The organism is Halomonas sp. ANAO-440, assembly GCF_019915905.1.
Classification (GTDB): Bacteria; Pseudomonadota; Gammaproteobacteria; order Pseudomonadales; family Halomonadaceae; genus Halomonas; species Halomonas chromatireducens.
This window is the reverse complement of sequence record NZ_JAHXBV010000009.1, coordinates 139,043-163,534: the sequence shown is the minus strand read 5'-3', so window position 1 is coordinate 163,534 and position 24,492 is coordinate 139,043. Positions and strand designations below refer to the sequence as shown.

The window sequence follows — 24,492 nt, the reverse complement described above, 5'->3', positions numbered from 1 at the left end:
CCACTGACCTCCATCCTACGTATAATCCGCGACTTTCCGAGGGTTCCCTCACCCCTCGCTCTGTAATGACACGATTCCGTTTGGCGGGATCGTCAAAAAGGACCAACCGATGTTCGTGTTGAACGAAGTTCAGTACCGCCGCTGCTTATTTCTGCTGGTAACGTTTCATATATTGATCATCGCCGCCAGCAACTATCTGGTTCAGCTTCCGTTCACTCTGTTCGGATTTCATACCACCTGGGGGGCCTTCAGCTTTCCCTTCATTTTCCTGGCCACAGACCTGACTGTGCGGCTCTTCGGCAAGGAGGCGGCACGTGCCATCGTCATGCGAGTGATGTTGCCGGCACTGTTGATCTCCTATGTGATATCGGTGGTTTTTCCGCGGGGCGGCTTCGCCGGAATGGAGGCCTTGGGCGAGTGGAACCTTTTCGTGGCACGGATAGCACTGGCGAGCTTCCTGGCCTACGTGCTGGGCCAACTGCTCGACGTCCAGGTTTTCGATCGGCTTCGCGGGCTGAAATCCTGGTGGATTGCGCCTGCAATATCGACCGTCTTTGGCAACCTGGCCGATACCGCGGTTTTCTTCGCTTCGGCTTTCTACCGTAGCCCCGACCCCTTCATGGCAGCCAACTGGGTCGAGATCGCTACAGTGGACTATGTGATCAAGCTTGGCATCAGCCTGCTGTTCTTCCTTCCGCTTTACGGGGTGCTGCTGGCCTGGCTTGGTCGACGGCTGGTCACGCTAACTGGCCAGCAGGACCTGGCGCCGCAGCGTGCCTGACTTGAACCTGGCACTGGAGGCCCGATGACTGTTGAAATCAACTACCTGGACACCGGTGGCGAAGGTACGCCGCTGTTCGTTGTGCATGGACTACTGGGAAGCGCCGACAATTGGCGTAGCCACGTCAAGCAGTGGCAAGAGTACCGGCGAGTCGTGGCCGTGGACCTTCGCAACCATGGCCGATCCCCCCATGTCCAGGGGATGAGCTACACAGCGATGGCGCAGGATCTGCTGGCTCTGATGGATCGGCTCAACATCGAGCGTGCCCACCTGCTGGGACACTCCATGGGCGGCAAGGTGGTTATTACGCTCGCACGGCTGGCTCCGCAACGCGTTGCATCCTTGATCGTCGCCGATATCGCTCCTCAGGCCTATAGCCATGGACACAGCGCGGTATTTGCTGGTCTTCGGCGTCTGGAGGAGGGCAAGCCCGGCAACCGTCGTGAGGCCGATGAGTTGTTGGCCGAGCACGTCGAGGAGCGCACCACACGTCTATTCCTGGCGACTAACCTTCAGCGAGGCAGCACCGGCAACCTCGAGCTGCGTATCGGCCTGGACGAGATCATGGCCGGCTACGATGACATCATGCAGGCGCCGGCAGGGCACGGTGCCTTTGATGGGCCGACGCTGGTGATACGCGGGGGCAAATCCGACTACGTGACGGATGCGATGTTACCGGTGCTGCGTGGCGTCTTGCCCCGAGCCGAGATCAAGACCCTGGATGAAGCGGGGCACTGGCTACATGCCGAGCAGCCCGAGGCTTTTCAGTCGGCGGTGAGCGCCTTCCTCGATGCCCAGGAGGCTTGAATCCTATCGCGGAGCAGGGCTCAAGGATTGGGAGCGCCGAGGTCGATGGCGAGTCGCTCAAGGGGGGTGGTTGTATCGAACACACCCGCATTGAGCAGGTATTGTTCGAAGCGATAGTAGCGCCCCTGGTCAACGGCGGCTGGTTGGAGCGACAGGCGTGGATATATCAGTTCCCAGGCCTCACGGGTAGCCGGGTCGTCCAGCGCCGGCTCTGCCGTTGCCAGCAGTTCCCAGGCTTGCTCCGGATGGTTGAATATCCAGAGGGTGGCCTCTTCTATGGCCGAAATGAGCGAGCGGATGGCCTCACGCTTGTTGCCGTTCAGCTTGTCCCGGTTGGCCATCAGGATCAGTCCGTCATGACTGGGGATACCATGCTCTTCGACGCTCAGGAAATGGGAAGCGACCCCCTCATCCAGAAGTTGTCGAGGCAGCAGGAAGCGGTGGTTGATCATCACGCCATCGACAACGCCCTCTCTGATGGTGTCCCGCGCCGAGTAGTGGACGTCCCGGGCGTCCACCAGGTCCAGCCCTTTCTCCAGCGTCAGCACGTTGGCCAGTAGCCGTGAGAGCAGGATATCGCGCCCGTCGAGGTCGGTATAACCAAGGTGTATACCTTCCAGGCTGAGTTCACCGTTGTCGCCGACCAAGGGGGCACGCAGCAACAGTCCTGCCATCGGGGTTCCGATGAGGGTGGCAACACGAACCAGGGGCTGCCCCTTGTTGGCCAGCAAGTGCAGCTGCGGTTGCCGTCCCAGCGCCAAGTCGGTTCTGCCGGCCGCCAACAGCTTGGCCGGGACATTGGGGTCCGCTGGGCTGACCAGGGTCACATCCAACCCCCTGCGAAGGAACATACCCTTTTCACGTGCTACCAGCAGGGCGGCATGCTGCAGGTTGAGGTACCAATCCAGGGTAATCTCCAGGGAGATCAGTGGTGGTGGTACGATCGGTTCGGCCGGTGTGCTGGTGACGGAGGGTATCTCGGCATCTTCTGCTTCTTCGATAGACGCGGGCGTATTTGGCAGGAACAGCTCTATGAAAGAAGGTCCTTCGATGAGCGGCGGTAGCTGGAGCTGCGGTGGCTGTTGATCCTGGGCCAAGGCTTCAGCCCGGTAGAAAGCCGATGGAGGAATCGTTACCTCGGTTTCCAGCGACAATGGAGGAGCATCCAGGGCGGCAGAGGGCGGCGATGACGAATCGGCAAGAAGAGGGAGCGGTGTGAGGCTCAGCGGCACGACCAGTGGGGCCAGAACGCGTAATGCGAACCATCGATAGGGTTTAGCCATGAGATGGGTGCGTCTCCAGCGGCGGTAGCGATCAATCGGTGAAGCGCCAGTTTAGCCTTGCCGAATGGTCGAAGGCCAGCAACGACGTCCGCTGCCCATCCTTCCCTGGCATGTCATAATGATGGGCTCCGCGCCTTGAGGCTTGTATGGACACCATCAATACCCTTTTCCTGTTGAGCGGTTTTCTAATCGCTCTCAGCGTGCTGGCCAGCCGCCTCTCCTCCATGGTGGGGCTGCCCCTGTTACTGATCTTTCTGGGGTTGGGGATGCTGGCAGGCGAGGAGGGGGTGCTGGGCATCCGGTTCGATGATTACTCCCTGGCCTTTGTGATCGGTCACCTTGCGTTGGCCATGATCCTGCTGGACGGTGGGCTTCGCACACGCCTCAAGACCTTCCGGGTCGCGTTCAAGCCGGCCTTGTCTCTGGCGACGCTCGGCGTGTTCGTTACCAGCGCCCTGGTTGGTCTCATTGCCATGTGGGTGTTCGGTCTTACTCTCGTCCAGGGCCTGTTGGTGGGAGCCATCGTGGGCTCCACCGATGCGGCCGCCGTCTTCTCCATGCTCAGCGGGCGGGGCGTCCATCTCAACGAGCGTGTCAGTGCTACTCTGGAAATCGAGTCCGGCACCAACGATCCCATGGCGATCTTCTTGACGCTGCTACTGGTTGAAGTGCTGGTCGGCGATATTCGAGGCGTGTCTTCCACTCTGCTGTTCCTTGTCACTCAATTTGGCTTGGCGGTGCTGATTGGCCTTGCCGCCGGTTGGTTGAGTGGCAAGCTGTTGCGCTGGCTGGATCTGGCGCCGGGCCTTTACGCCTTGCTGGCACTGGCGTTGGGCTTTTTCGTCTTTGGCCTGACGAGCATCCTGGGAGGCAGTGGCTTCCTGGCGATCTACCTGACTGGTCTCATGATTGGCAACCAACCGGGACGGCATCTCAATTTCATTCTTCCCGTGCATGACGGCCTTGCCTGGCTGAGTCAGATTGGGCTGTTCCTCATTCTTGGCTTGCTGGTCAGTCCCAGCGGTCTTCTGGAGTATGCGTTACCTGCATCACTGGTAGCCCTTGCATTGATTTTCGTGGCTCGGCCTCTGGCGGTGCTGGTTACCATCAAGCCCTTTTTCAAGTTCCGATGGCGAGAAATCGGCTTCATCTCCTGGGTGGGGCTACGAGGAGCCGTACCCATCGTGCTGGCCATTTTTCCGGTAATCGGCGGGGTTGAGAACGCAGGGCTCTACTTCAACGTCGCCTTTGCCGTGGTATTGATGTCACTGCTCATACAGGGGGGAACGCTGCCGTTCATGGCACGCTGGATGCGCGTGGAAATTCCGGTGGGGGTGACGCCCAACCACCGTGGGCCGCTGGGCATCCTGCCTGAGAACGACTACGAAATGTTCGTCTATCAGGTCGACAATCGGGATCTTGACGATGTACCGATACGGCTACTGCGCTTTCCATCAGGCGCCGTCATATCGGCGCTGTTTCGCCAGCATGCCATGCTCCACCCCAAGGGCAGTACCCGGTTGAAGCTGGGCGATGTCATTTGCGTGATCGGACGCAGCGATGATCTGCCTGCGCTGAATCGACTCTTCAGTGGGGATGCCAAGCTCAAGCAGGAGCGTGCCTTCTTCGGCACCTTCACTTTCGACGGTGAGGCGTTGATGCGCGATATCGCAGGCGTCTATGGCTTGACCCTGAGCCCTGGGGAAAGTGACATGACACTGGGGGAGTTCGTCTCCCTGAGAGTTGGTGGTCACCCGGTCGTAGGGGATGACGTGGACTGGCACGGCATCCACTGGGTGGTTGGCGAAATGGAAGGCAACAAGGTGACGCGCGTCGGTCTGCGTCTCTATTGAGCCGTTGGCCATGGATGGAGCCGGCGGGGCGGGCTCCGCTTCATTTCGCTCGCTGGCGTTCGCTGAGTGTCACTTCCACCGACTGCTCGGGGCTGGCCAGCCAGAGCATGCCATCCTGAATGGTGCAGTTCAGCGACATGCTCCTTGCCGCCAATCCAGCCAATGCTTGAACCGATGCGGTGTCGACATCGATCACTGACAGATTGGGAAGGGCGGCGAGCTTGGTGTGATGCTGCTCCCACCAAAGCGCTGCGCCATGCCCACTGTAGGTATAGAGCGTGACCTGGCGAGCACGGCCGCAGGCCTTGCGAATATCTTTTTCATCAGGCTGGCCGAGCTGTATCCAGTGCTCGACGGCCCCGGTCAGGTCCTTCACCCAGAGGTCCGGCTCGTCATCGGTACTGAGGCCCCGGCCGAAAGCCAAGGACTCGGTTGCATGGCGTGAAAACGCCAGCAACCGGACCATCATGCGCTCGTCGGTTTCTGAGGGGTGGCGTGCTACGGTCAGCGAGTGGTCTGCATAGTAATGTCGATCCATGTCAGCAATCTGCAGCTGGGCCTTGTGAATCGTTGCCTTCGAAGCCATTTGTCGGGTTTGCCTTGTTCGGGGGTATTCCCCATGATGCCATATTCCAGCGGCTCGCTCGGTGGGTAGCGTTGTAAAAGGCGAAAAAAAAGATGCGTCAGAGCGTGGCAAGCTTGCAATAAGGTCGGAGTTGCAACTATGTTTCTCCTTACTGAGTCTTCCTGTAGCAAAGCGTGGAGTATCAGGAAGTTAAGAAAAACGTTCAAAAGTCATTAATGTGTAAGTCTGAGTTTTGTTACGTAATGGCAGGTGGCAGATAGCAAGAGGAAGGCGCACACAGAGGGAAGATAAGGACATTTTTCAATTGCAATAAAGCCTCAGGAAAAATACCTGTACACGGAGGTAATCATGTTGAAATTCTTGGCCAGTACTGCCGGTATCATCTTTCTCATTGGTCTGATCGTCGTCATTGGCCTGTTGATGTTGATATTCTAGGAGCGGTTTTCCTGGCAAGTCAGTAGTGTTGCTATTCCTGCGTCGATTCCTGATGAATTGAGTCTCTCTGCATGATCTCTTGTCATCCTTCTCCGGTGCGACTGCATTGCGTAACCTTCGGGATACGTTACTGAAGGAGTAATTGATGTGGTTGACTGGGAGGCAGTGGGCTGCGATAGGCCTTGGTCAGGGGTCAGGTACTTTCTTTTTCATGATCATCCAATGGCCTCCCCATGCCCATCATGATCTTTTCATCGCCTTTGGCGGCATGCTGGTGCCCACCGCCCTGGCCTTGCTCGGGGCGGTGATAGGGAGGATCAAGGGCGTCGCCGGAGCTGCAATTGGAATGATTGTTGGCTACGTCCTCTTCTTTGCTCCCGCCAGCGTGATGATGTTTGCCAACTGAGGCAACAAGGCCATTCGGTTCACTCTGGACCTTCGTCCTTGGTGCTGAGGTAAAGAAAAGGCGGGAGTCATTGCAGGGGAGGGCAGGGAAAAATAAAAAACCGCCCATCGCTACCGTTTCAGCTGCGATGGGCGGTTTGTTGGATAGCTTGGTCGGGATGCGATCAAGCTATCCATGTTTCGGGTGAGTTGGCGGAGGGACAGTCCGTCACTTTCTCTTTTCTCTCAATTAGTTAGACTTTTAAACTGCTGGTTTAAAAGAACTTTTCTTCGCATGCTCTCGTATTAAGTAGCACCAAATGGCGTCCAATGCTACTCTTTTGGGCGGGTAGTTGGGCGGGTAGAGCGTGGCGGAGGCTTTGAAAATGCCCAAAGTGGTCAAAGAGTTATCGGCGCTGGAAGTCCGTCGAATCGTGGAGCCTGGAACTCATTCCGTGGGCGGGGTGCCGGGGCTGCTGCTGCAAATCACCGGCAAAGGTGGGCGTTCGTGGCTCCTGCGCGCTCGTGTCGCCGGGAGGCGTCGAGAGTTCGGGTTGGGGAGCTTTCCTACTGTATCGCTGGCCAACGCCCGGGCTAAGGCGTCCGAGCTGCGGGAAAAACTGGCGGAAGGGATCGACCCGGTTGCCGAGCGTCAGGCCGCACGGGCTGCACTGCTAGCCGGTGAGCGTAAGCGGATAACCTTTGACCAATGCGCCGCCGAAGTCGTGAAGGTGAAACAAGCGGAGGCCCGCAACAAAAAGCATGCTGCCCAATGGGAAAACACCTTGGCAACCTATGCTTCCCCGGTATTGGGGGCCCTATCCGTGTCGGAGGTAGAGCTGGCCCATATCGTGGAGGTCCTGCGGCCTATCTGGGAGACGAAGACGGAGACTGCGACCCGCGTGCGCCAGCGGATCGAGGCTGTTTTGTCATGGGCCACCACGCATGGCTATCGAGAAGGTCCCAACCCAGCAGAGTGGCGCGGCAACCTGGATACCGTGCTGCCGAAGCCGGCCAAGGTGAAGATAAGCGGAAACCATGCCGCCTTACCGATTCCGAAAATGGGCGTCTTTATGCGTGACCTGCGCCAGCGCGACGCCTTGGCCGCCCGTGGGTTGGAGTTCGCTATTCTGACTGCTGCCCGTTCCGGTGAGGTCCGCGGGGCCACTTGGAGCGAGATAGACCTAGATGCGACAGTTTGGACCATACCTGCCGAGCGCATGAAGGCCGGGAAGCCGCACCGGGTACCGCTATCCGATGATGCCCTAGCCATCCTGCGGGGGCTGCCAGCAGGAGAGCCGGGGGAGCTGGTATTTAATTCCAGCCACGGGCGCCAGCTATCAGAAAACGCATTCACTGCGTTGCTGAAACGAATGGGAGTTGAGGCCACAGCTCACGGCTTCCGGTCCACCTTCCGGGATTGGGTAGCTGAGTTTACTGCCACCCCACACGATGTTGCAGAGATGGCGCTAGCCCATACCATCAAGAACAGCGCGGAAGCCGCCTACCGCCGTGGCGACCTGCTGGAGAAGCGTCGGCGTCTCATGAAGCAATGGGCGGAATTCTGCCGTATCGTGCCCAAAGAAGGAGAGAAGGTAACGCCTATTCGTAGGCACAATCCTTGAAAGGCGAACGTGTGCGACCCTATGCGACCCTATGCGGCACCTCTCCAAACAGCGGCCCTCTTTTCAACGGATAGTTGAAGAAAATCAAATGCTTGAACTGTTTCCCAAAGCCCGGATATAGTCACTCTTGCGGGGGGATAATACCTATTCCCCATTATTGACAAGAGGACTAGCCATGGCTGGCATCACTAAAAAAGACTCACACGCGAATGCGGGGACAAATACTCAACCGCTTTTGGCTGACAAGGGGGTTGCCGAAAGGTACGGGGTGCATCCGTCGACAATCTGGCGTTGGTCGCGGGGGTCGCAAAAGTCGCGTGAAGGCGTATTTCCGAAACCGATTAAAGTAGGCCCCGGCTGTGCTCGCTGGCGCCTGTCTGACCTGCTGGAATATGAACAAAAATCAGTGGAGGATGTATGACAACCATGCTCTACATGCAAACACTGGCGGATGCTTTGAGCCGGGCAGTCATGGTGACGGCAACCACTAATGAGCAAGCACGGGCTGTTGTGACATTCGATGTTGCCTGGTCACGTTACAACTCACTGCCAAAGGATGCACCAGGAGGGAAGGAGGCACTTTATCAGGCAGCTGCCGCTGCAGATGTGCTACAGAAATCACCGGGGGTTCAAATGATGCTGAGCGCAGATACCAAGACGCCCGGCAGCACCCCGAGAGGCTAGCCGAGCGCTTACATCTACTTTCTTGGAACCGTTCAAGGTATGGCCGCCAAACCTTCGCCTTGAACATTCCACAACCCGCGCCAGCATGTGTCTTGGGCTAAGAAGGAGAATAGCCAACCACAGCCCTCTTTTCAACGAATTGTTGACTATGGGCAGTCCCGCCCCGGGCCACGCTGGCGCCTTCATATTGGAGGTGCAGCAATGTCGACCATTGTAAACCCTAATACCCGGCAGCGCCGTCTGCTGGAGGCCCTGGCGCGTGGGCCAGTCACCAGGCAGGATGCCGACCGCATAGCTCCGGCCAGCAATTCACCCCATTTCGTCGGGATACTCCGCCGCTGCTACCTGCTGACGCTGCCCTGCGTGCGGGTTCCTTGCTTTCCTGTTGACGGTGGGCCTTCATGGTTTGGGCAGTACACGCCCACGGCAGCGGATCGCCGGAAAATTGGCCTTATCCTGGACGCCACGGCTACGGGGGACGCCGTATGACTGCCGCCGTTCTGAAGTTCCCCGTTAACCTGCGGTCGCTGCCGATGCCCCGAGCCTTCAGGGAAGCCGAGTTCTGCAGTGGGCTTGGACAACACCACAGCCCGACCGCTCGGCGCAATCCCAGACCCTTGCAGACCATCACGGGCGCCGAAGTGGTCGAGATGCTGGAAGCGCCACAGTGCGTCGACAAGGCTCAAGCACGGTGGGCTATCTTCTCCGACTATCCCAGTCGTCGGGCGGAGGATCAGCGCCAGCATGGACGCTTCTATGCCTTGTGGGCGGACCTGGACAGCAACCCGCCCCAGTTGCAGGACGCCGCCGACAGCCTGGCCGAAGACATTGGCTCCACTGTACTGGCCTATACCAGCGCCAGCGCTACGCCTGACAACCCAAAAGCCCGGCTGGTGATTCCCTTGAATGTAGCCTGCCCTGGGGGGCGCTTCGAGGCGTGCCAGCGCATCTTGAATGACCGGCTCGAAGCCTTGGGCATCGTCCCCGACCGGGTTACGGAACGTCCGAACCAGCTTTGCTACCTACCCAACCGCGGCCAGTTCTTCGCGGCGACTGTCGGGGAGGATGCGGAGGATTTGGTGGGGGTTAGCGATGGCTTCGACTGGGAGGCGGTGTTTGCTTCCGAGCTGACCGCCCACGACAAGGCCGAGGCCGAACGCCTGGTGGCACTGGATCGCTGGCAGGCCGAGGCACGGGCCAAGTTGGCGGAACGGCATACCACCGGGCAGGCTAGCCCAATCGTTGCTTATAACGCCGCCCATCCTTTGCCGCTGGTCCTGGAGGCTTATGGCTACCGTCAGCATGGACCCCGCTGGCTTTCGCCGCTGTCAGAGAGCGGGACGCCTGGCGTATCCATCACCAAGGACGGCGCCCGCTGGCATACGGCGCATGAAAGCGACATCGAGGCCGGGCTACCGGAATGGGGTGATGCCTTCGACCTGCTCACATTCTGGGAGCACGACGGCGACCGAGATGCCGCTTTGCGGGCGGTAGGCGACATGATGACCACGGAGGACGGGCGCACCCTGACGGAGTTCAATCAGGACCGCTACCGTGAAAGCAGGCAACAAGGCGCCATGGATGCTTTGACTGAGTTGGACAACCTGGAGGCTAGTCAGGCCGGCATTGGCGCGCGCCCGCGCCGGTCATTCGGCTTCACACCAGTGGGGGAGCTAGTGGCCAGTATCCGCCCTGTTTCTTGGCTGGTGCGGGGCTACGTTGAAGCCGACTCGTTGGCCCTGGTCTATGGCGAGCCGGGCCACGGAAAATCCTTCCTGACCATCGACCTGGCTGCCAGTATCGCTACGGGTACGCCCTGGCATGGTGCTGAGACCAAGCCAGGCCCAGTCTTCTATATCGCTGGGGAAGGGCAAAACGGAATTGGGCGCCGGTTCAAGGCCTGGGCACAGCACCGGGAGGCTAGCCTGGCGGGGGTGCCGTTATACATCTCCGAGCGTGCCGCCCCGCTGGACGAGAAGGAGTCAGCTGGCAAAGTCCTAGAAGCCGTCGACGCCCTGGCTGCTGACGCTAGGCAAGCCCCAGCCCTTATTGTCGTGGATACCCTGGCACGTTGCTTTGCTGGTGACGAGAACAGCGCCACGGACATTGGAGCATTCGTTGCTAACCTGGACGCCCTGCGGCACCGGTGGAGGGCCACCGTGCTGGTAGTTCACCACAGTGGCAAGGACAGCACTAGGGGCGCCCGGGGATCGACTGCGTTGCGGGGTGCCGTGGATGCTGAATACCGGGTTACCAAGGACCACGCAGGCACGGTGACCCTTGAGCCCACAAAGATGAAAGACGCCGACATGCCTGACCGACTGGCTTTTAGCCTGGAGCCGGTGGAACTGAAAGGCATCGAGGGGGAAGAGTCGGGTTCATGCATCCTGAAGCCCATGGAAGACAGGGCCTACACACCGAAAAGACCAAAGGGGAAGCATCCCCGCCGCGTCCTGGAGGTGCTGGAGAACCTAGCAGCATTATCTCCGGATCATTTGGGGGCCGGTTGCCGGGTTCCTGTCGAGGAGTGCCGCCGCATATTGGGTGCTGAAGGCATGGACCGTCGCCGCTTCTTGGAAGCTATGTCACGCCTAGCCGAACTGGGGTGGGTCGTAGAGGAAAAGGAGGGAATGGAGGTCCTGCTTCCTTACTCAGTTTGATCCTTGAGAGACCGTCCGGGTTGCCGCCCCTTACTAGGGGGGGCGGCAAACGCGGACACGGGCAGGGGTCGGACAAAACGGACGGTAGGCGGACGTTAGGCGGACGGTAGGCGGACTATACCCGGCAAAAAGCGTCCGACTTAGCAAACCCGGCAACACCCCCGGGAGGCTAAGCCACCAGCGGCCAGCTTCAGGGCTCCCAGCAACAAACCTACCTAAGCTACGAACCACAATCGCCGGCATGCTAGGTGCCCATTCGCTCAGGGTCCCATCCGGGGCCTTCCACCAGCCGAGGGCGGCGCCGAGCGCGGAATTCGGAAAGTCTCGCAATTTGCTAATAGACCTCTCGCTTTCTACTAGAATGCTGAATAGAGAACTTCTGAAATTGGACTTTTCGGAAGTCACTAGAGCGGTGCAGCCTAGTCCTGCTCGATGCAGCGCCGGTAGTTGTCGTTAGCGAATTCCCGAATGGTGCGTTGCTGGTGCTTCGAAGTACTGAAAAGAGGGCGGCTGTATGCATCACGGACGACTGCCTCAAGGACTGGTTCACCGGCGACGATTCGCATGGCCTCCGGCATTGGCGCATTGTTCTGCCGAATAAACATGATGTCTTCCGATATCGCGTACAAAATGTCACAGAGCTGACTCTTCGTGTCGGCCTGTGCGGTACCGGCAAGACCAGCGGCGAGGGTGAGGGTGGCAATCAGGTGTTTCATGTTGGGCTCTCCGGTGCTTTGCTCTCAAGGATCTAAAAATTACATATCGACACAAATAGGCGGCGACTGCAATGGTGATGAACAGCGCCAGAGCTCATTTCAGGAAAAATGTAGAACCAGCAAAGCTTTGAAAAATTTTCGATGACATGGCAAAGGGGAGAGAGCATGCCAGACACAAAACATCTGACTGGGGTAGAGAAGCGCAAGCAAAGACAGCAGCTAGCTTCGATCCAAGGAGTCGCTTTGATGAGAGCTGGGGCCATTGGCATTGCCATTGCATTCGCATTTAGGGGCGATTGGATGGGGGTCGGGTTAATGATAGGAGTGATTTTCTTGAGCCATTTGCTCTTGCCAGTAAAGCGATGAACTTGCCTCGTCTGGGGGTGGCGCCAGTACTACCGCCCCGCCATCGTGTAGGGCATTCTTGGAGGCGTGCTAAAGGACTGATGCCGGGTATAAGGGGCTTGGCAGTGCTACGTGAACCCCGGCCTGGCTAGCCTTAGGGGGAGGGTGGAGTTGGGTTCCCGGGTCGCCGGGCCTACCGTTTTGAGGTGGGCGGGTAGGTGGGCGGGTAAACGAAAAAACCAGCCGTAAGCGACTGGTTTTTAAGGTGTAATGGCGGAGGGACAGGGATTCGAACCCTGGGTAGGTTTGACCCTACGCCGGTTTTCAAGACCGGTGCATTCAACCGCTCTGCCATCCCTCCGGCTCACGGGGGCGAATATTACCAGTTATGCTCATGAGGTCAAGGGCTTCCGCCATATCGGGACAGGAGAGGGCCATGGAGAAGCCGCAGTCAAGACCGCTCATTACGCCATGCGTGGCGATTTCCGCGGCGTTGTTGCACCAAGGCCTTGTATTGATGGTCCGGCGCCGACACCCGCCAAATGCCGGCATGCTGGCTCTGCCCGGGGGGCGGGTCGAACCCGGAGAATCTCTCATGGCCGCCGCGATTCGCGAAGTGCGGGAGGAGGCTGCGATTGAAGCCGAGCCACTGGGTGTCATGACGGCGGTGGAGGACAGACAGTACGATGATGACGGCAGGCTCCTTAGCCATTTCGTCATCGTGGTGGTGCGATGCCGCTGGATTGGTGGCACGGCTGTGGCCGGTGATGATGCCAGTGAAATCCACTGGGTGGATGCAGGTGCGGTGGAGGAGGACACAACGATCTGTCCCAGTGCCCGAAATATTGCGAACCAGCTGCTCGTCGGCGAAAATTCTGCGATGATGGTGCGTTGAGGCTTTCAGAACTAAGGGGTTGCGTTGGGAACCATCCGACGGCATTCTTTGTCCACTGCCAAGATCACTCAGATCAACTACAGGGAGCTCTGGATCAATGGCCTATAATGAAACACATGTGGCACAGCACACGTCACAGGTAGTCAGCACCAACAAGGTGCTGCGTAATACCTACGGCCTGCTGGCCATGACCCTGCTGTTTTCCGCTGTGACGGCTGGCGTCGCCATGACCATGGGCGTCGAGCGGATGAACATTCTGGTTTTCTTCATCGGTGCCTACGGCTTGATGTTCCTGGTGCATAAGACGGCCAATTCAGCTGCCGGTCTGTTAGCCACGTTCGCCTTCACAGGCTTCATGGGCTTCACACTGGGGCCGATCCTCAGCGCTTACCTGGCATTGCCAAATGGCGCTGCGCTGATCATGAATGCACTGGCCATGACTGGCCTGACCTTCATCGGCCTCTCTGCCGTAGCGCTGATCACCAAGAAGGACTTCAGCTTCCTCGGCAATTTCCTGATGGCTGGTGCGATCGTGCTGATCCTGGCCATGGTGGCGGGTCTGATCTTCCAGATACCGACCCTGATGCTGATGGTGTCGGCTGGTTTCGTGTTGTTCGCCTCAGCGGCAATCCTCTACCAGACCAGTGAGATCGTGCACCGTGCCGGGGAAACCAACTATATCCTCGCCACCATCACGCTCTACGTCTCGATCTATAACCTCTTCGTCAGCCTGCTGATGCTGCTCGGTATCATGAGCAACGACTGATCTCAGGTTCGAAGTGTAATCCGCAGGCCCCGCTCAGGCGGGGCCTGCTCGTTTGCTAGGGCAGGAGCCGTCCATGCGCTACGCGTTACTCGTTCAGGGCGCACCCTACAGCAGCCAGGCCTCCCATTCCGCACTGCGCTTTGCCGCGGCCCTCCTGGCCCGGGGGCATCACCTGGCTTGCGTCTTCTTCTATCATGATGGTGTCTATAACGCCGCACGGCTGGCGGCGCCCCCTCAGGATGAGCCCCATCTGGTGGACGCCTGGATAAGGCTGAGCAAGGAGCACGGCACCCAGCTTCAGGTCTGCATCGCTGCCGCCCTGCGCCGGGGTTTGCTCGATGAGCGTGAGGCCTCCCGCCACGGCAAGTCGGGCCATAGCGTTGAGCCCCCTTTCGAACTGACGGGGCTGGGCCAACTGATCGACCTGGGGCTAGGCGTCGATCGCCTGGTGACCTTTGCGCCCTGAGGAGAATGCGATGCAGGCAGAGACCGTTCTGGACGGAGATGTGCTGGTGATATTGCGTCATCCGCCCCACGGCAGCAGCTGGTTGCGTGAAGGCCTCGATGCCGCCCTGGTAGCGGCGGCCTTCGGACAGGCCGTGAGCCTGCTGTTCCAGGGCGATGGGGTTCTGGCGCTGCTCAAGGGACAGGGGGCCGGACCTCTGGGGCAGAAGGGTACCTCTGCCACGCTGGATATGCTGGCAATGTACGATATCGAGTCGCTGTTCCTGGACGCGACGTCACTCGCCCGCCTGGGCTTGTCTACCGAGACGCTGCAGCTGCCGGCAAGCCCCCTCGAGCCGCCATCGATAGCGGCGCTGATTGCCGGGCACCGGCTGGTACTGACATTCTGACGCCATCGGTGACACGATAACCGCGAGGTCGATCATGATCCTGCACATTCTCAATCGCTCTCCCAGCTCGAGCCTGGTCTACCGTGAGGCCCTTGCCGGCATGGGGCCGGAAGATCGCCTGTTGCTGGTCGAAGATGGCGTACATGGCGCGCTCCCGTCCCAGGTTCGTCATTTCGAGGTGATCGGCGGCCGGCTGTTCGCCCTGCGTGAGGACCTGGTGGCCCACGGACTGGATGGCCACTGCGATGCCAGTGTCCAGGTAGTGGACGTCGACGGCTTCGTAACGCTTACCGAAGAAGCCGACAAGACAGTGAGCTGGTTCTGATGGCTTCTACGGAAATCGACCGCTATCTGCAGGTGGGAGCCCAGCGCATTGCCCTCGATCCGGAAGGCTACCTGATAGCGCTCGATGACTGGACACCGGCCGTGGCCAGCGCCATGGCGGCCGAGGAGGGGCGTGAGCTGACCGATGAGCACTGGGAGATCATTACGGTACTGCGCGACTTCTATGCCCGCTACGAAGCCTCACCGGCCATGCGGCCGCTGGTCAAGGCCGTGGCGCAGTCGCTGGGAAGCGAGAAGGGGCGTTCGCTTCACCTCATGCGCCTCTTCCCGGAAAGCCCCGCCAAGGTGGCGGCGCGGCTGGCAGGCCTGCCGAAGCCTGCGAACTGCCTCTGATGAAGGGGTGTCCATGAGGGCCTTGCCATGAAAGCGCATTCTCGATGAAGCATTCCCCATGAATTTTTTGGCTCATGCCTGGCTGGCCCGCGGCGGCAGCGACGAGTTTCTCTACGGCAACCTGATTGCCGACGGCGTCAAGGGCAGTGACCTCTCGGCCTGGCCCGTCGAGGTCGCCAGCGGTATCCGGCACCATCGCCGGGTCGATGCCTTTGTCGATGGCCATCCGGTGATCCATTCGGCACGGAGCCGGGCGCCGCAGACGCTCCGGCGTTATACCGGTATCGCCCTGGACCTGATGTGGGACCACTTCGTGGCTCGCCAGCTGCAACTCGACGTGGTGGAGTCCCGGCTGGTATTGCGCTGCTACCACCTGCTGGAGCAGCGTCCTGCCCCCGCCCGCCTGGCTCTCATGATGCCGGTACTGGTGGAGCAGGATTGGCTGCATCGCTACGTCGACTTCGATTTCACCTGCCGGGCGGTGCGCGGTATCGGTCAGCGACTCTCCGGCCCCAACCGCCTGGCGGAACTGGTGCCTTGGCTGGAGGCGGATTATGCCGGCCTGGAGAAGGACTTTCAGCGCCTCTGGCCTGCAGTGAACGACGAGCTCGAGGTAACCGATACCGGGAAGGGCTCATCGTTCAATCGACCCTGAGCCACAAGCAGTCGAGGGCGTCGCCGCGCGCGATGTGTGACTGCTCGGGTATCACGGCCAGTGCATCGGCGCCGACGCAGGAAGAGAGCACGCCGGAATTCTGGTCTCGGAACGCGCTTGCCACGATCCCTTGCTCGCTGAACTCGAGGGCCACGCGCATATAGTGACGACGAGGGCCGGTGCTGGTGGCAAAGTCGGCACGGGCGGAGAGCGTCGGCAGCTCGGCGAGGGCCGGGCAGCCAAGCAGCGCGCCCATCAGGGGGCGAAGGAACAACCAGGCACCGACAAAGCACGACACGGGATTGCCCGGCAGGCCGACAAAGCGCACTGGCCTGCCGCCTTCCCCGGGCAGCCGCCCCAGGGCGAGTGGCTTGCCGGGCCGTATGGCCAGGCGCCAGAGGTCGAGCCGACCGATGGATTCCAGTGCCGCGCGGACGTGGTCCTCCTCTCCCACGCTGACGCCACCGGTGGAGACCACCACATCCGCCCCTTGTGCGGCCCGGCTCAGTGTGGCGCGGGTCCCTTCCGGGTCGTCGGGCACCGAGGCGACGAGCACCACCTCGGCGCCGAAACGTTCCAGCAGCTGCCTGAGCATGGGGCGGTTGGAATTGTAGATCTGTCCCGGGGCCAGGGGCTGGCCCGGATCGACGATCTCGTCACCGGTGGAGAGCAGGGCGACCCGGGGGCGATGGCGCACAGCCACCTCGGTGATGCCCTGTCCGGCAAGATGACCCAATGCGGCGGCATCAAGGCGTATGCCCGCATCCAGCAGCGGCGCCCCAGCCCGTACGTCGCGGCCCCGGCGGCGCACGTTATCACCGGCCGGGATATCCGCGGGGATGACCGCCAGGCCATCCTTCTTCTCGACGCGCTCCTGCATCACCACGCAATCGGCCCCTGGCGGGAGCTCGCCGCCGGTGAAGATCCGTGCGCAACTTGCCGGCGACAGCGGCTGGACGCCACTCCCCGCGGCGACGCGCTGGGTGATCGGCAGAGTCTGCCCCGCATCGCCGTGATGCAGGGCATAGCCGTCCATGGCGCTGTTGTCGAAGGGGGGCACGTCGAGTCGGGCCAGTACCGGTTCGGACAGCACCCGTCCTGCGGCCTGGCTGCAGCTGACGACCTCCGTCGGTAGCGGGACGACATCCTCGAGTAGCGCGGCGAGTGCTGCCTCGATGGGTTGCAGCTCAGCCATGCTGACCCCGGCCGGGTATGACCAGGTTGGCGAAGTTGCAGGGCTTGTGACGGCTGTCGAGCTGCTCTGCCAGCAGGCCATCCCAGGCGGTGCGGCAGGCGCCGCTGGAGCCGGGCAGGCAGAAGATCACGGTATCATTGGCCAATCCGCCTAGGCAGCGGCTCTGGATCGTCGAGCTGCCGACGTCCAGGAAGGAGAGCTGACGGAACTGTTCACCGAACCCTTCGATGCGCTTGTCCAGCAGCACCGACACGGCTTCGGGGGTCGAATCGCGACCGGTGAAACCGGTGCCACCGGTTGTCAGGATGACCTGAATGCCAGGGTCGGCAATCCACTCTGAGACTGCCGCACGAATACGATAGATATCGTCGATCACGATCCGACGCTCGGCAAGCCGATGGCCCGCCAGCTCCAGGCGCTCGCCCAGCATGGCGCCGCTGCGATCGGTGTTCAGGTCCCGGGTGTCGGAGATGGTCAGCACCGCTATTGTCAGCGGTATCATCGATTCGCTCATGAGCCCTGGCTCTCCCTCTTGCGAGCCTGGCGAGCCTCGAAGGCGGCCACCTGTTCCGGCGTGGCTTTTTGCTGGTAGTTGGCCTTCCACTCGTCGTAGGGCATTCCGTAGACATATTCCCGGGCTGTTTCGTAGTCGAGATCGGCACCCTGCTTCTCGGCCGCCGACACCAGCCACTTGGAGAGGCAGTTGCGGCAAAAGTCGGCCAGGATCATCAGATCGATGTTCTGCACTTCCTTGTGCTCGTCGAGGTGCTGAAGCAAACGGCGAAAGGCCGCGGCTTCGAGCTCGGTACGGGTTTTCTCGTCTAGATTCTGCATGTATGCGCTCCTCGTCAGGTTCGTCACAGGATAACAAAAGTGCGCGACATGGGGGCTAGCTGTCGTGGCTTAGGGATGTAGTCCCCCCGGCTACAGACAGCCTCCGCCAGGGATGCGATCATGTCATTTGCGTAGAGAAATCAGTCATGGGGAACAGGGGTAAACGTGATGTCCCTCACCAGTTTCAGTCATGCTCGACTGCCCACCACGCTGGAAGTTGACGTCCTCGATGAGTTTGGCCAGGTGCGTCGCCAGGCCATTGCGGCCGAACGCGCCCTGACGCTCTATCTCAACAAGCGTGAAATCGTCACCTTGATGACCCTGGGAGCCGACCCGGAAGCGTTGGTGGTCGGGTACCTGCGTAACCAGGGGCTGCTCCCGAGCGTAGAGGATCTCGAGGCGGTTCAGGTCGATTGGGAGGTGGAGGCTGCCGCCGTGGTGACCCGACGGCTGCCGGACGACATGGAGACCCGGCTGGGGCAGCGCACCGTGACGACCGGCTGCGGCCAGGGCACGGTTTTTGGCCGGCTGCTGGATACGACCTCGCTGCAGCGGATGCCAGAGACCCGACTGTCACAGTCGGTGCTCTATGCGTTGCTCGAGCGGCTGGGTGATTACAACGAGACCTATCGTAACGCAGGAGCTGTGCATGGCTGTGCGCTCTGCCGCCAGGCAGAAGTGCTCGATTTCGTCGAAGACGTGGGACGACATAATGCAGTGGACACCCTGGCCGGGCGGCAGTGGCTGGAAACCAGCGAGACCCAAGGCTGCGATATTTTCTATACCACCGGAAGATTGACCTCCGAAATGGTGCTCAAGGTCGCCCAAATGGGAATCAGCGTTCTGGTGTCACGTTCGGGAGTCACCCAGAAGGGAGTGGAGCTGGCCGAGCGCTTCGGCGTCTTGTTGATCGCCCGGGCCAAGGGGCGTCACTTCCAGGCGATCAATGCCGGGGAAAGGCTGGAACTGGATGCCATGCCCGCACGGCGACCGGGCGACAGACAGCAGCGCTGAGCTCAGGTAGTGTCCCCGTGGGTACAGACCGACAGGACCACGGCATCCTCTGTGCTGGTCGAGACCAGTGCATGGCCCATGTCGCTATCGAAGTAGATGCTGTCACCATGGGAGAGCTGCAACGGCTCGTAGAACTCGGTATAGAGACAGATCTCGCCTTCCAGGACCATCAGAAACTCTTCCCCGTCATGACGAACCCATTCGCTGAATTCGTCGAAACTGCGTGCCCGAACGATGGTCTTGAAAGGAATCATGCGCTTCTGGGCCAGCTCACAGCTCAGCAGCTCATGCTCGTAGGTGGGGGTGGGGTGGTGTTCGCCCTTTCCCTGCCGTGTCAGATCTCGGCGTCCCATGGTCCGGGGCTGGGCGCGAGGGGGGGTCAGCAGCTGTGGCAGGTCAATGCCGAGACCGTTGATAAGCTTCTGTACGGCGGTAAAGGTGGGCGATATTTGATTATTCTCGATCTTGGACAGGGTCGAACGGGCCAGGCCGGTGCGCTGACTGACGTCCTCCAGCGTCCACTGGTTGGCCAGGCGAAGCTCCTTGAGGCGCTCCCCAAGACGTAGTGGCTCCACGAAGGGTTTGCGGCCGGATGCGATACGCAGCGCGGCCTGCTGGTCGGTGGTGGCTGGCATGGGCAGGTTCACTATAGGAAACAAGTTTCCCCAAAGCGTACCACAAATGGCGTGAAGCGCATTGTCATAGCGACATTCGCGCACCCAATCGCGACGGAGTGTTTCCTGGCTCGGGTGAATCGGCGTCAGTCACCGAAAGGCAGGCCCAGTAGCGCACGAACGTGCGCTTCAGCGCCACGGCCAAGCGAGGCTGGGTCGTAACCGCCTTCCAGGACAGAAACGAGGCGATTGTCGGCATAGAGCGCAGCGATCTCCATGGCCATGTGGGTTACCCAGTAAAAATCCTCGTCCTCAAGGCAGAGTTCCGCCATGGGATCTTCCCGGTGGCCATCGAAACCTGCCGATACCAGCACCAGCTCCGGCTTGAAGGCGTGCAGGGCTGGAAGCCAGTCGTTCTCGAGCTCACGTCGAAAGGCGGTACTGTCGGTACCGGCTTCCAGGGGTGTGTTGACCACGTTCTGCCATTCGCTGCGCAGGTAGCGCCAGGGGTAGAACGGGTACTGGTAGCTGGTGCAGATCAGGATGTCGGGGTCATCCTTGAAGATATCGATGGTGCCGTTGCACTGATGAACGTCGAAGTCGAGGATGGCAATGCGTCGGGCGCCGTACTTCGCCCGAGCGTGGGCGGCGCCGACGGCGACATTGTTGTAGAAGCAAAAGCCCATGGCGTCGGTGGCTTCGGCGTGGTGTCCCGGTGGGCGTACCGCACAGAAGACATTGTCGGCCTGGCCACGATAGACCTGCTCCACCCCGCGAATCACGGCGCCAGCGGCCATGCGAGCGGCCTGGAGGCTGTCGGGATTCATCATGGTGTCACTGTCCAGCGTGACGATGCCCGTTTGGGGCACGCACTTGTCCAGCGCCCTGAGATGACGTAGCGGGTGAACTCGAGCCAGTTCATCTTCGGTGGCTTCGCGAGCATCCGACTGCATGGTTTGCTGTAGAAGCCCCGAGAGCGAGAGGCGAGCCTTGATGGCTTCAAGCCGAAGCGGGCTTTCCGGATGCTCCGGGCCCATATGGTGAAGATGGCAATCCGGGTGGGTAATGTAAGCCGTGATCATATGGGTGCTCCACAATGACAGGGGTCACCATAATGCCGGTAAGCCCTTGCACAACAGTGTCAATAAGTCGTACACAGGATGACAGGAACTGACTTGGTGGAGGTAACGACTTGGGTACCCGATTCCTACGGCATTTCTTCGAGCCGCGCACCATTGCAGTGATCGGGGCATCGGAAAAGCCTCACTCCATTGGTGGGCTTGTCATTCGCAACCTGCAGGAGGCCGGCTTTACGGGCACCATCTGGGCGGTCAACCTCAAGGGCTACGCCTCGGTGTTCGGTCAGCCCTGTGTTTCGCGTATACGTGAGCTGCCAGAAACACCTGACCTGGCGGTCATCTGTACGCCAGCACACAGCCTGCCCAAGGTGATCTCCCGGCTGGGACGATTGGGTGTCAAGGCCGCCCTGGTCCTATCCGGTGGGTCTGACCTCGATGAAGCTAGTGAGGGCAAGGCTTCCATCCGTGAACGAATGCTGGTGGCGGCACGTGAGTCAGGCATCCGGGTGCTGGGTCCAGAGTGCATGGGACTGATCGTGCCCGGGCGCAAGCTCAACGCCTCTTACGCCAGTCAGCCGGTCAAGGCAGGGCGGGTGGCCTATCTGGGGCAGTCGGGGATGCTCGGCAACGCCATGATCGACTGGGCCGCCGGCCGGGGCATCGGTTTCTCCCACCTCATCACCGTGGGTGACAGTGTCGATGTGATGCTTCCCGATCTGCTCGACTACATCAACCAGTACTCTCCTACCCAGGCGATCCTGCTTCACCTGGAGCGCATCCAGGACTCCCAGCACTTCATGACGGCGCTACGCGATGCTTCGCGCAACCGGCTGGTCCTTGCCATCAAGAGCGGCCGGACGCCGGAGTCCGACCTGTCCAACATGCCGCCGACGCCGGGGATTGCCAACCGTGACGTCGTCTTTGACGCAGCCTTTGCCCGTGCCGGCGTGGTGAGGGTCAACGACTCCGATGAGCTGTTCGACGCATTGATGACGCTATCCCAGATGAAGCCGCTCAAGGGCGACCGGCTGGCGATCGTCTCAAACGGTCTGGGTCCGGCCATGCTCGCCATCGACAAGCTGATCAGTGCCGGGGGCAAGCTGGCGAATTTTTCCGACGAGACGCGACTGGCGCTGACGAAAAGCGACTTCGATATGAGCAAGCCCGGGGAGAACCCGGTGGACCTTGGTGGCAACGCGACGCCGGAAAAACTGGTGGAGGTACTTGAGATCGTCGCAGCCGACCCTGGCGTGGATGCCGTCCTGGTAGTACATGCACCGACTCGCCTGGCGCCATCCAGGGTCACGGCCCAGGCGGTAATCGCCAATCGCAAGCGTTTTCGTCGCAACCTATTGACCAGTTGGATGGGGTTAGAGGCCGCACTCGATGCCCGAAATGAGTGCAGTGCAGCGGGCATCCCAACCTACGTTTCACCGGAAAAGGCGGTGAAGGCCTTCATGCACATGGTTGATTATCAGCGGGTCCAGGCGCTGCTGCAGGAGACCCCGCCGACGATTCCCTTTGCCACTACGCCGGATATCCGTGCCCGTTGCCGCACCCTGATCGAGGAAGCCAAGTCCGAGGGGCGCGAGACGCTGTCTCACTCCGAGACCGCCCAGGTACTCGAGGCCTACGGTATTTCCGTCGCGCCCAGCCACTATGTGCAGACACCGGAGGAGGCCTTTGCTGCCGCCGGCAGTATCGATGGCCCCATGGCCCTTAAGGTGGTGCATGAGAGCAATTGCCGGCCCTTCCGCTATCGCCGGCAGCCCCACAGGCTCTCGGCGGGCCTGCTGCAGGACCTCCATTCGCCCCAGCAGGCGGCCGAGGGTGTCACACGCCTCGGTGACAAGCATCGGGAAAGATTCCCGCCGGTGAGGATTCGAGAGTACTGTCTACAGCCCATGCAGCGGGGCAAGCACTCGATGCAGCTCTGCGCGGGGATCACCCGGGACCCGATATTCGGCCCGCTCATCGTATTCGGTATCGGCGGCTACAAGGTCAATGTGCTGGCCGACCGTCAGGTGTCGCTGCCACCACTGAACATGACGCTGGCGGCCGATGTGGTGGGCCGCACTCACGCTGCCCGCCTGATTCGCGAACACTCCAGCGACCCGGAACGGGACCTGAAGCGTCTATGCCAACTGCTGGTCCAGCTGTCGCAGATGGCCTCCGATCTACTGGAGCTGCGCGGGCTGGAGCTCAACCCGCTGCTGCTCAACCGCGACGGCATGGTGGCAGTGGACTTCGCCATGGATCTGGGTGCTCCGGCCCGTTTTTCCATCATGCCTTATCCCGAAGAGCTGCGTGAGTGGACGACGCTCAAGAATGGCATGGCGGTAGAGGTGCGCCCTATTCGTGCCGAGGACGCTCCGCTGATCACCAATTTCCACGGTCAGCTCTCCGAGGAGAGTATCCGCTTTCGCTATTTTCACAACAAGTCCGACCTGAGCCAGCGCGACCTCTCGATCCTGTCGCATATCAACTACGATCGTCAGATGGCCTTCATCGCCGAACATCGTAGAGAAGATGGCGGCAAGGAGATGCTGGGTGTGGTCAGGGTTTGGAACGATCCGGATAATATCCGAACGGAATTCTCGGTGATTGTCCGTGATGACATGGCCGAGCAGGGGTTGGGGAGCCTGCTGATGAAGAAGATGATCGCCTATTGCCAGAGCGTGGGTACACTGGAAATGATTGGCAAGATCATGGTCGATAACCATCCCATGCGGGCATTGATGAAGCACCTGGGCTTCCGCTGTCGCTATAACATGGAAGAGCAGGTGGTGGACGCAGTGCTGCGTCTCAACGAGCCCGAGAGCGAGTGGCAGCGCCATCGCCTGGAGAGCATGCCGGACTGAAAATGGTGGTGGCTGGTCGCCCGGGGGCGAGAGGCCTGGTGTGCCACGCTGGCCTCGCGACCCCTGTTATCGAATGGTTCAGGGCGCCATGCGGAAGAAGTGCCATCTGCCGTCGCGCAACTCGTAGCGGATACGGTCATGCAGCCGGCTGGGTTGTCCCTGCCAGAATTCGATCATCTCCGGTATGACCCGGTAGCCTCCCCAATGTACGGGGCGAGGGATTTCCTGGCCTTCGTAGGCCTGCTCGAAGCGATGCTGTCGCTCCTCTATCCACGTCCGACCGGGAATGACCACGCTCTGGGTGGCGATCCAGGCGCCCAGTTGGCTGGCTCGCGGGCGGCTGTTGAAATAGGCATCAGACTCGTCGTCGGCGACCAGCTCGACACGTCCCTCGACGCGTAGCTGACGCCCCAGCGATGGCCACCAGAAGGTCAGTGCGGCATGAGGCACATTGGCCAGCTCGCTGCCCTTGTGGCTGTGATAGTTGGAGTAGAAGACCAGGCCGCTTTCGTCGTATCCCTTGAGCAGGACAATCCGCGCATGGGGCAGCCCCTGGCTGTCAACGGTTGCCAGCGTCATGGCGTTGCCATCGTCGCCTTCGGCGTCCAGCGCCAGGGTGATCCACTCGTCCAGAAGTACCATGGGGTCAGCGGGCACCTTGTCTTCTTCCAGCTGGCCGCCCTCGTAGTCGCGCCGTATGTCGGCGATCTTGCGTGTCATGGCGTTCTCCTAGAAATTTTCTTACATGGTCGCTGTTGCGCGGCCGAAGCACAACAGATCGACGCTCTGTCCGGATACAAGAGACAAGAGACAAGAGAGAGGCGGGTAGCGGGGCGACCTCCTTTTGCCGGGGCACACAGCTTGTCTTCTTTACCATTCTATTCCAGC

The 24,492-nt window shown here is 60.5% G+C and carries 26 protein-coding genes and 1 tRNA gene; 17 read left to right on the top strand and 10 right to left on the bottom strand.

Annotated elements, in window-relative coordinates:
* Positions 1 to 109 precede the first annotated feature (109 nt).
* On the top strand, positions 110 to 781 hold the full coding sequence (locus KZO25_RS08885; protein WP_066448639.1) for a 7-cyano-7-deazaguanine/7-aminomethyl-7-deazaguanine transporter: 672 nt from the start codon (positions 110 to 112) through the stop codon (positions 779 to 781).
* A 24-nt stretch (positions 782 to 805) separates the two neighbouring features.
* Positions 806 to 1,588, top strand: a complete 783-nt coding sequence (locus KZO25_RS08880) for an alpha/beta fold hydrolase (RefSeq protein WP_223136666.1) — start codon at positions 806 to 808, stop codon at positions 1,586 to 1,588.
* Between the two features lie 20 nt (positions 1,589 to 1,608).
* Here KZO25_RS08880 and KZO25_RS08875 read toward each other — a convergent pair whose 3' ends face one another.
* The gene (locus KZO25_RS08875; RefSeq protein WP_223136665.1) at positions 1,609 to 2,871 is read right to left on the bottom strand and encodes an ABC transporter substrate-binding protein; all 1,263 of its coding nucleotides are present in this window, start codon (positions 2,869 to 2,871) and stop codon (positions 1,609 to 1,611) included.
* A 146-nt stretch (positions 2,872 to 3,017) separates the two neighbouring features.
* Here KZO25_RS08875 and KZO25_RS08870 point away from each other — a divergent pair, with 146 nt between their 5' ends.
* On the top strand, positions 3,018 to 4,724 hold the full coding sequence (locus KZO25_RS08870; protein ID WP_066448629.1) for a potassium/proton antiporter: 1,707 nt from the start codon (positions 3,018 to 3,020) through the stop codon (positions 4,722 to 4,724).
* 40 nt (positions 4,725 to 4,764) lie between these two features.
* On the opposite strand, the gene KZO25_RS08865 is transcribed toward KZO25_RS08870, so the two are convergent.
* Complete coding sequence (locus KZO25_RS08865; protein WP_223136664.1) at positions 4,765 to 5,310, bottom strand: YaeQ family protein; 546 nt, start codon at positions 5,308 to 5,310, stop codon at positions 4,765 to 4,767.
* A 580-nt stretch (positions 5,311 to 5,890) separates the two neighbouring features.
* Between KZO25_RS08865 and KZO25_RS08860 the strand changes: the two genes are divergently transcribed.
* The 5 genes from KZO25_RS08860 (at position 5,891) to KZO25_RS08840 (ending at position 11,098) form a co-directional block, all read left to right on the top strand.
* Complete coding sequence (locus KZO25_RS08860; protein WP_223136663.1) at positions 5,891 to 6,151, top strand: hypothetical protein; 261 nt, start codon at positions 5,891 to 5,893, stop codon at positions 6,149 to 6,151.
* Positions 6,152 to 6,515: 364 nt separating this feature from the next.
* The gene (locus KZO25_RS08855) at positions 6,516 to 7,754 is read left to right on the top strand and encodes a tyrosine-type recombinase/integrase (RefSeq protein ID WP_223136662.1); all 1,239 of its coding nucleotides are present in this window, start codon (positions 6,516 to 6,518) and stop codon (positions 7,752 to 7,754) included.
* Positions 7,755 to 7,929: 175 nt separating this feature from the next.
* Positions 7,930 to 8,175 (top strand): helix-turn-helix transcriptional regulator, encoded by a 246-nt coding sequence (locus KZO25_RS08850; RefSeq protein ID WP_262488913.1) that lies wholly within the window; start codon positions 7,930 to 7,932, stop codon positions 8,173 to 8,175.
* The gene (locus KZO25_RS08845; protein WP_223136661.1) at positions 8,172 to 8,438 is read left to right on the top strand and encodes a hypothetical protein; all 267 of its coding nucleotides are present in this window, start codon (positions 8,172 to 8,174) and stop codon (positions 8,436 to 8,438) included. The genes KZO25_RS08850 and KZO25_RS08845 overlap by 4 nt, the downstream gene beginning before the upstream one ends.
* A 485-nt stretch (positions 8,439 to 8,923) precedes the next feature.
* Positions 8,924 to 11,098: a helicase RepA family protein gene (locus tag KZO25_RS08840; RefSeq protein WP_223136660.1), complete on the top strand. Its 2,175-nt coding sequence runs from the start codon at positions 8,924 to 8,926 to the stop codon at positions 11,096 to 11,098.
* A 419-nt stretch (positions 11,099 to 11,517) separates the two neighbouring features.
* On the opposite strand, the gene KZO25_RS08835 is transcribed toward KZO25_RS08840, so the two are convergent.
* Together KZO25_RS08835 and KZO25_RS08830 are read right to left on the bottom strand one after the other, a co-directional pair.
* Complete coding sequence (locus KZO25_RS08835) at positions 11,518 to 11,814, bottom strand: hypothetical protein (protein ID WP_223136659.1); 297 nt, start codon at positions 11,812 to 11,814, stop codon at positions 11,518 to 11,520.
* Between the two features lie 616 nt (positions 11,815 to 12,430).
* A tRNA-Ser gene (locus tag KZO25_RS08830) sits at positions 12,431 to 12,520 on the bottom strand.
* Between the two features lie 75 nt (positions 12,521 to 12,595).
* Here KZO25_RS08830 and KZO25_RS08825 point away from each other — a divergent pair.
* The 7 genes from KZO25_RS08825 to KZO25_RS08795 all read left to right on the top strand — a co-directional run bounded on the left by KZO25_RS08825 (position 12,596) and on the right by KZO25_RS08795 (position 16,007).
* On the top strand, positions 12,596 to 13,054 hold the full coding sequence (locus KZO25_RS08825; RefSeq protein WP_223136658.1) for an NUDIX hydrolase: 459 nt from the start codon (positions 12,596 to 12,598) through the stop codon (positions 13,052 to 13,054).
* Positions 13,055 to 13,151: 97 nt separating this feature from the next.
* Entirely contained in the window at positions 13,152 to 13,820 is a 669-nt protein-coding gene (locus KZO25_RS08820; RefSeq protein ID WP_066448620.1) for a Bax inhibitor-1/YccA family protein, read from the top strand.
* Between the two features lie 73 nt (positions 13,821 to 13,893).
* Positions 13,894 to 14,286 (top strand): sulfurtransferase complex subunit TusD, encoded by a 393-nt coding sequence (gene tusD / locus KZO25_RS08815; RefSeq protein WP_223136657.1) that lies wholly within the window; start codon positions 13,894 to 13,896, stop codon positions 14,284 to 14,286.
* Between the two features lie 10 nt (positions 14,287 to 14,296).
* Positions 14,297 to 14,674, top strand: coding sequence for a sulfurtransferase complex subunit TusC (gene tusC / locus KZO25_RS08810; RefSeq protein ID WP_066448618.1), 378 nt, complete (start codon positions 14,297 to 14,299; stop codon positions 14,672 to 14,674).
* Between the two features lie 34 nt (positions 14,675 to 14,708).
* Entirely contained in the window at positions 14,709 to 14,999 is a 291-nt protein-coding gene (gene tusB, locus KZO25_RS08805) for a sulfurtransferase complex subunit TusB (protein WP_223136656.1), read from the top strand.
* Complete coding sequence (locus tag KZO25_RS08800) at positions 14,999 to 15,352, top strand: TusE/DsrC/DsvC family sulfur relay protein (protein ID WP_066448611.1); 354 nt, start codon at positions 14,999 to 15,001, stop codon at positions 15,350 to 15,352. The genes tusB and KZO25_RS08800 overlap by 1 nt, the downstream gene beginning before the upstream one ends.
* Positions 15,353 to 15,410: 58 nt before the next feature.
* The gene (locus KZO25_RS08795) at positions 15,411 to 16,007 is read left to right on the top strand and encodes an ACP phosphodiesterase (protein ID WP_223136655.1); all 597 of its coding nucleotides are present in this window, start codon (positions 15,411 to 15,413) and stop codon (positions 16,005 to 16,007) included.
* Here the strand turns inward: KZO25_RS08795 and glp are convergent.
* From glp to KZO25_RS08780, 3 genes are read right to left on the bottom strand one after another with little or no spacing between them, the layout of a single operon-like run.
* Positions 15,994 to 17,202 (bottom strand): gephyrin-like molybdotransferase Glp, encoded by a 1,209-nt coding sequence (gene glp, locus KZO25_RS08790; RefSeq protein ID WP_223136654.1) that lies wholly within the window; start codon positions 17,200 to 17,202, stop codon positions 15,994 to 15,996. The genes KZO25_RS08795 and glp overlap by 14 nt on opposite strands.
* Positions 17,195 to 17,716, bottom strand: coding sequence for a molybdenum cofactor biosynthesis protein B (gene moaB / locus KZO25_RS08785; protein WP_223136653.1), 522 nt, complete (start codon positions 17,714 to 17,716; stop codon positions 17,195 to 17,197). The genes glp and moaB overlap by 8 nt, the downstream gene beginning before the upstream one ends.
* Positions 17,713 to 18,036 (bottom strand): DUF1244 domain-containing protein, encoded by a 324-nt coding sequence (locus KZO25_RS08780; RefSeq protein ID WP_223136652.1) that lies wholly within the window; start codon positions 18,034 to 18,036, stop codon positions 17,713 to 17,715. Before KZO25_RS08780 ends, moaB begins: the two co-directional genes overlap by 4 nt.
* A 168-nt stretch (positions 18,037 to 18,204) precedes the next feature.
* Between KZO25_RS08780 and KZO25_RS08775 the strand changes: the two genes are divergently transcribed.
* Positions 18,205 to 19,050, top strand: coding sequence for a formate dehydrogenase accessory sulfurtransferase FdhD (locus KZO25_RS08775; protein ID WP_066448599.1), 846 nt, complete (start codon positions 18,205 to 18,207; stop codon positions 19,048 to 19,050).
* Between the two features lie 2 nt (positions 19,051 to 19,052).
* On the opposite strand, the gene KZO25_RS08770 is transcribed toward KZO25_RS08775, so the two are convergent.
* Both KZO25_RS08770 and KZO25_RS08765 read right to left on the bottom strand, forming a co-directional pair.
* On the bottom strand, positions 19,053 to 19,685 hold the full coding sequence (locus KZO25_RS08770) for a helix-turn-helix domain-containing protein (protein ID WP_066448597.1): 633 nt from the start codon (positions 19,683 to 19,685) through the stop codon (positions 19,053 to 19,055).
* A gap of 125 nt (positions 19,686 to 19,810) precedes the next feature.
* Positions 19,811 to 20,746 (bottom strand): histone deacetylase family protein, encoded by a 936-nt coding sequence (locus KZO25_RS08765; RefSeq protein WP_066448595.1) that lies wholly within the window; start codon positions 20,744 to 20,746, stop codon positions 19,811 to 19,813.
* Positions 20,747 to 20,856: 110 nt separating this feature from the next.
* On the opposite strand from KZO25_RS08765, the gene KZO25_RS08760 reads away from it, so the two are divergent.
* A complete protein-coding gene (locus KZO25_RS08760; protein ID WP_223136651.1) occupies positions 20,857 to 23,604 on the top strand; it encodes a bifunctional acetate--CoA ligase family protein/GNAT family N-acetyltransferase in 2,748 nt (915 codons plus the stop codon).
* A 78-nt stretch (positions 23,605 to 23,682) separates the two neighbouring features.
* Here the strand turns inward: KZO25_RS08760 and pdxH are convergent, their stop codons facing one another.
* Complete coding sequence (gene pdxH / locus KZO25_RS08755; RefSeq protein WP_223136650.1) at positions 23,683 to 24,324, bottom strand: pyridoxamine 5'-phosphate oxidase; 642 nt, start codon at positions 24,322 to 24,324, stop codon at positions 23,683 to 23,685.
* Between the last annotated feature and the right edge of the window lie 168 nt (positions 24,325 to 24,492).

Bases quoted from the DNA above. Each gene is read 5' to 3' on its own strand.
- KZO25_RS08885 (WP_066448639.1), top strand. From the start codon at position 110: ATGTTCGTGTTGAACGAAGTTCAGTACCGCCGCTGCTTATTTCTGCTG.
- KZO25_RS08880 (WP_223136666.1), top strand. From the start codon at position 806: ATGACTGTTGAAATCAACTACCTGGACACCGGTGGCGAAGGTACGCCG.
- KZO25_RS08875 (WP_223136665.1), bottom strand. From the start codon at position 2,871: ATGGCTAAACCCTATCGATGGTTCGCATTACGCGTTCTGGCCCCACTG.
- KZO25_RS08870 (WP_066448629.1), top strand. From the start codon at position 3,018: ATGGACACCATCAATACCCTTTTCCTGTTGAGCGGTTTTCTAATCGCT.
- KZO25_RS08865 (WP_223136664.1), bottom strand. From the start codon at position 5,310: ATGGCTTCGAAGGCAACGATTCACAAGGCCCAGCTGCAGATTGCTGAC.
- KZO25_RS08860 (WP_223136663.1), top strand. From the start codon at position 5,891: ATGTGGTTGACTGGGAGGCAGTGGGCTGCGATAGGCCTTGGTCAGGGG.
- KZO25_RS08855 (WP_223136662.1), top strand. From the start codon at position 6,516: ATGCCCAAAGTGGTCAAAGAGTTATCGGCGCTGGAAGTCCGTCGAATC.
- KZO25_RS08850 (WP_262488913.1), top strand. From the start codon at position 7,930: ATGGCTGGCATCACTAAAAAAGACTCACACGCGAATGCGGGGACAAAT.
- KZO25_RS08845 (WP_223136661.1), top strand. From the start codon at position 8,172: ATGACAACCATGCTCTACATGCAAACACTGGCGGATGCTTTGAGCCGG.
- KZO25_RS08840 (WP_223136660.1), top strand. From the start codon at position 8,924: ATGACTGCCGCCGTTCTGAAGTTCCCCGTTAACCTGCGGTCGCTGCCG.
- KZO25_RS08835 (WP_223136659.1), bottom strand. From the start codon at position 11,814: ATGAAACACCTGATTGCCACCCTCACCCTCGCCGCTGGTCTTGCCGGT.
- KZO25_RS08825 (WP_223136658.1), top strand. From the start codon at position 12,596: ATGGAGAAGCCGCAGTCAAGACCGCTCATTACGCCATGCGTGGCGATT.
- KZO25_RS08820 (WP_066448620.1), top strand. From the start codon at position 13,152: ATGGCCTATAATGAAACACATGTGGCACAGCACACGTCACAGGTAGTC.
- tusD (WP_223136657.1), top strand. From the start codon at position 13,894: ATGCGCTACGCGTTACTCGTTCAGGGCGCACCCTACAGCAGCCAGGCC.
- tusC (WP_066448618.1), top strand. From the start codon at position 14,297: ATGCAGGCAGAGACCGTTCTGGACGGAGATGTGCTGGTGATATTGCGT.
- tusB (WP_223136656.1), top strand. From the start codon at position 14,709: ATGATCCTGCACATTCTCAATCGCTCTCCCAGCTCGAGCCTGGTCTAC.
- KZO25_RS08800 (WP_066448611.1), top strand. From the start codon at position 14,999: ATGGCTTCTACGGAAATCGACCGCTATCTGCAGGTGGGAGCCCAGCGC.
- KZO25_RS08795 (WP_223136655.1), top strand. From the start codon at position 15,411: ATGAATTTTTTGGCTCATGCCTGGCTGGCCCGCGGCGGCAGCGACGAG.
- glp (WP_223136654.1), bottom strand. From the start codon at position 17,202: ATGGCTGAGCTGCAACCCATCGAGGCAGCACTCGCCGCGCTACTCGAG.
- moaB (WP_223136653.1), bottom strand. From the start codon at position 17,716: ATGAGCGAATCGATGATACCGCTGACAATAGCGGTGCTGACCATCTCC.
- KZO25_RS08780 (WP_223136652.1), bottom strand. From the start codon at position 18,036: ATGCAGAATCTAGACGAGAAAACCCGTACCGAGCTCGAAGCCGCGGCC.
- KZO25_RS08775 (WP_066448599.1), top strand. From the start codon at position 18,205: ATGTCCCTCACCAGTTTCAGTCATGCTCGACTGCCCACCACGCTGGAA.
- KZO25_RS08770 (WP_066448597.1), bottom strand. From the start codon at position 19,685: ATGCCAGCCACCACCGACCAGCAGGCCGCGCTGCGTATCGCATCCGGC.
- KZO25_RS08765 (WP_066448595.1), bottom strand. From the start codon at position 20,746: ATGATCACGGCTTACATTACCCACCCGGATTGCCATCTTCACCATATG.
- pdxH (WP_223136650.1), bottom strand. From the start codon at position 24,324: ATGACACGCAAGATCGCCGACATACGGCGCGACTACGAGGGCGGCCAG.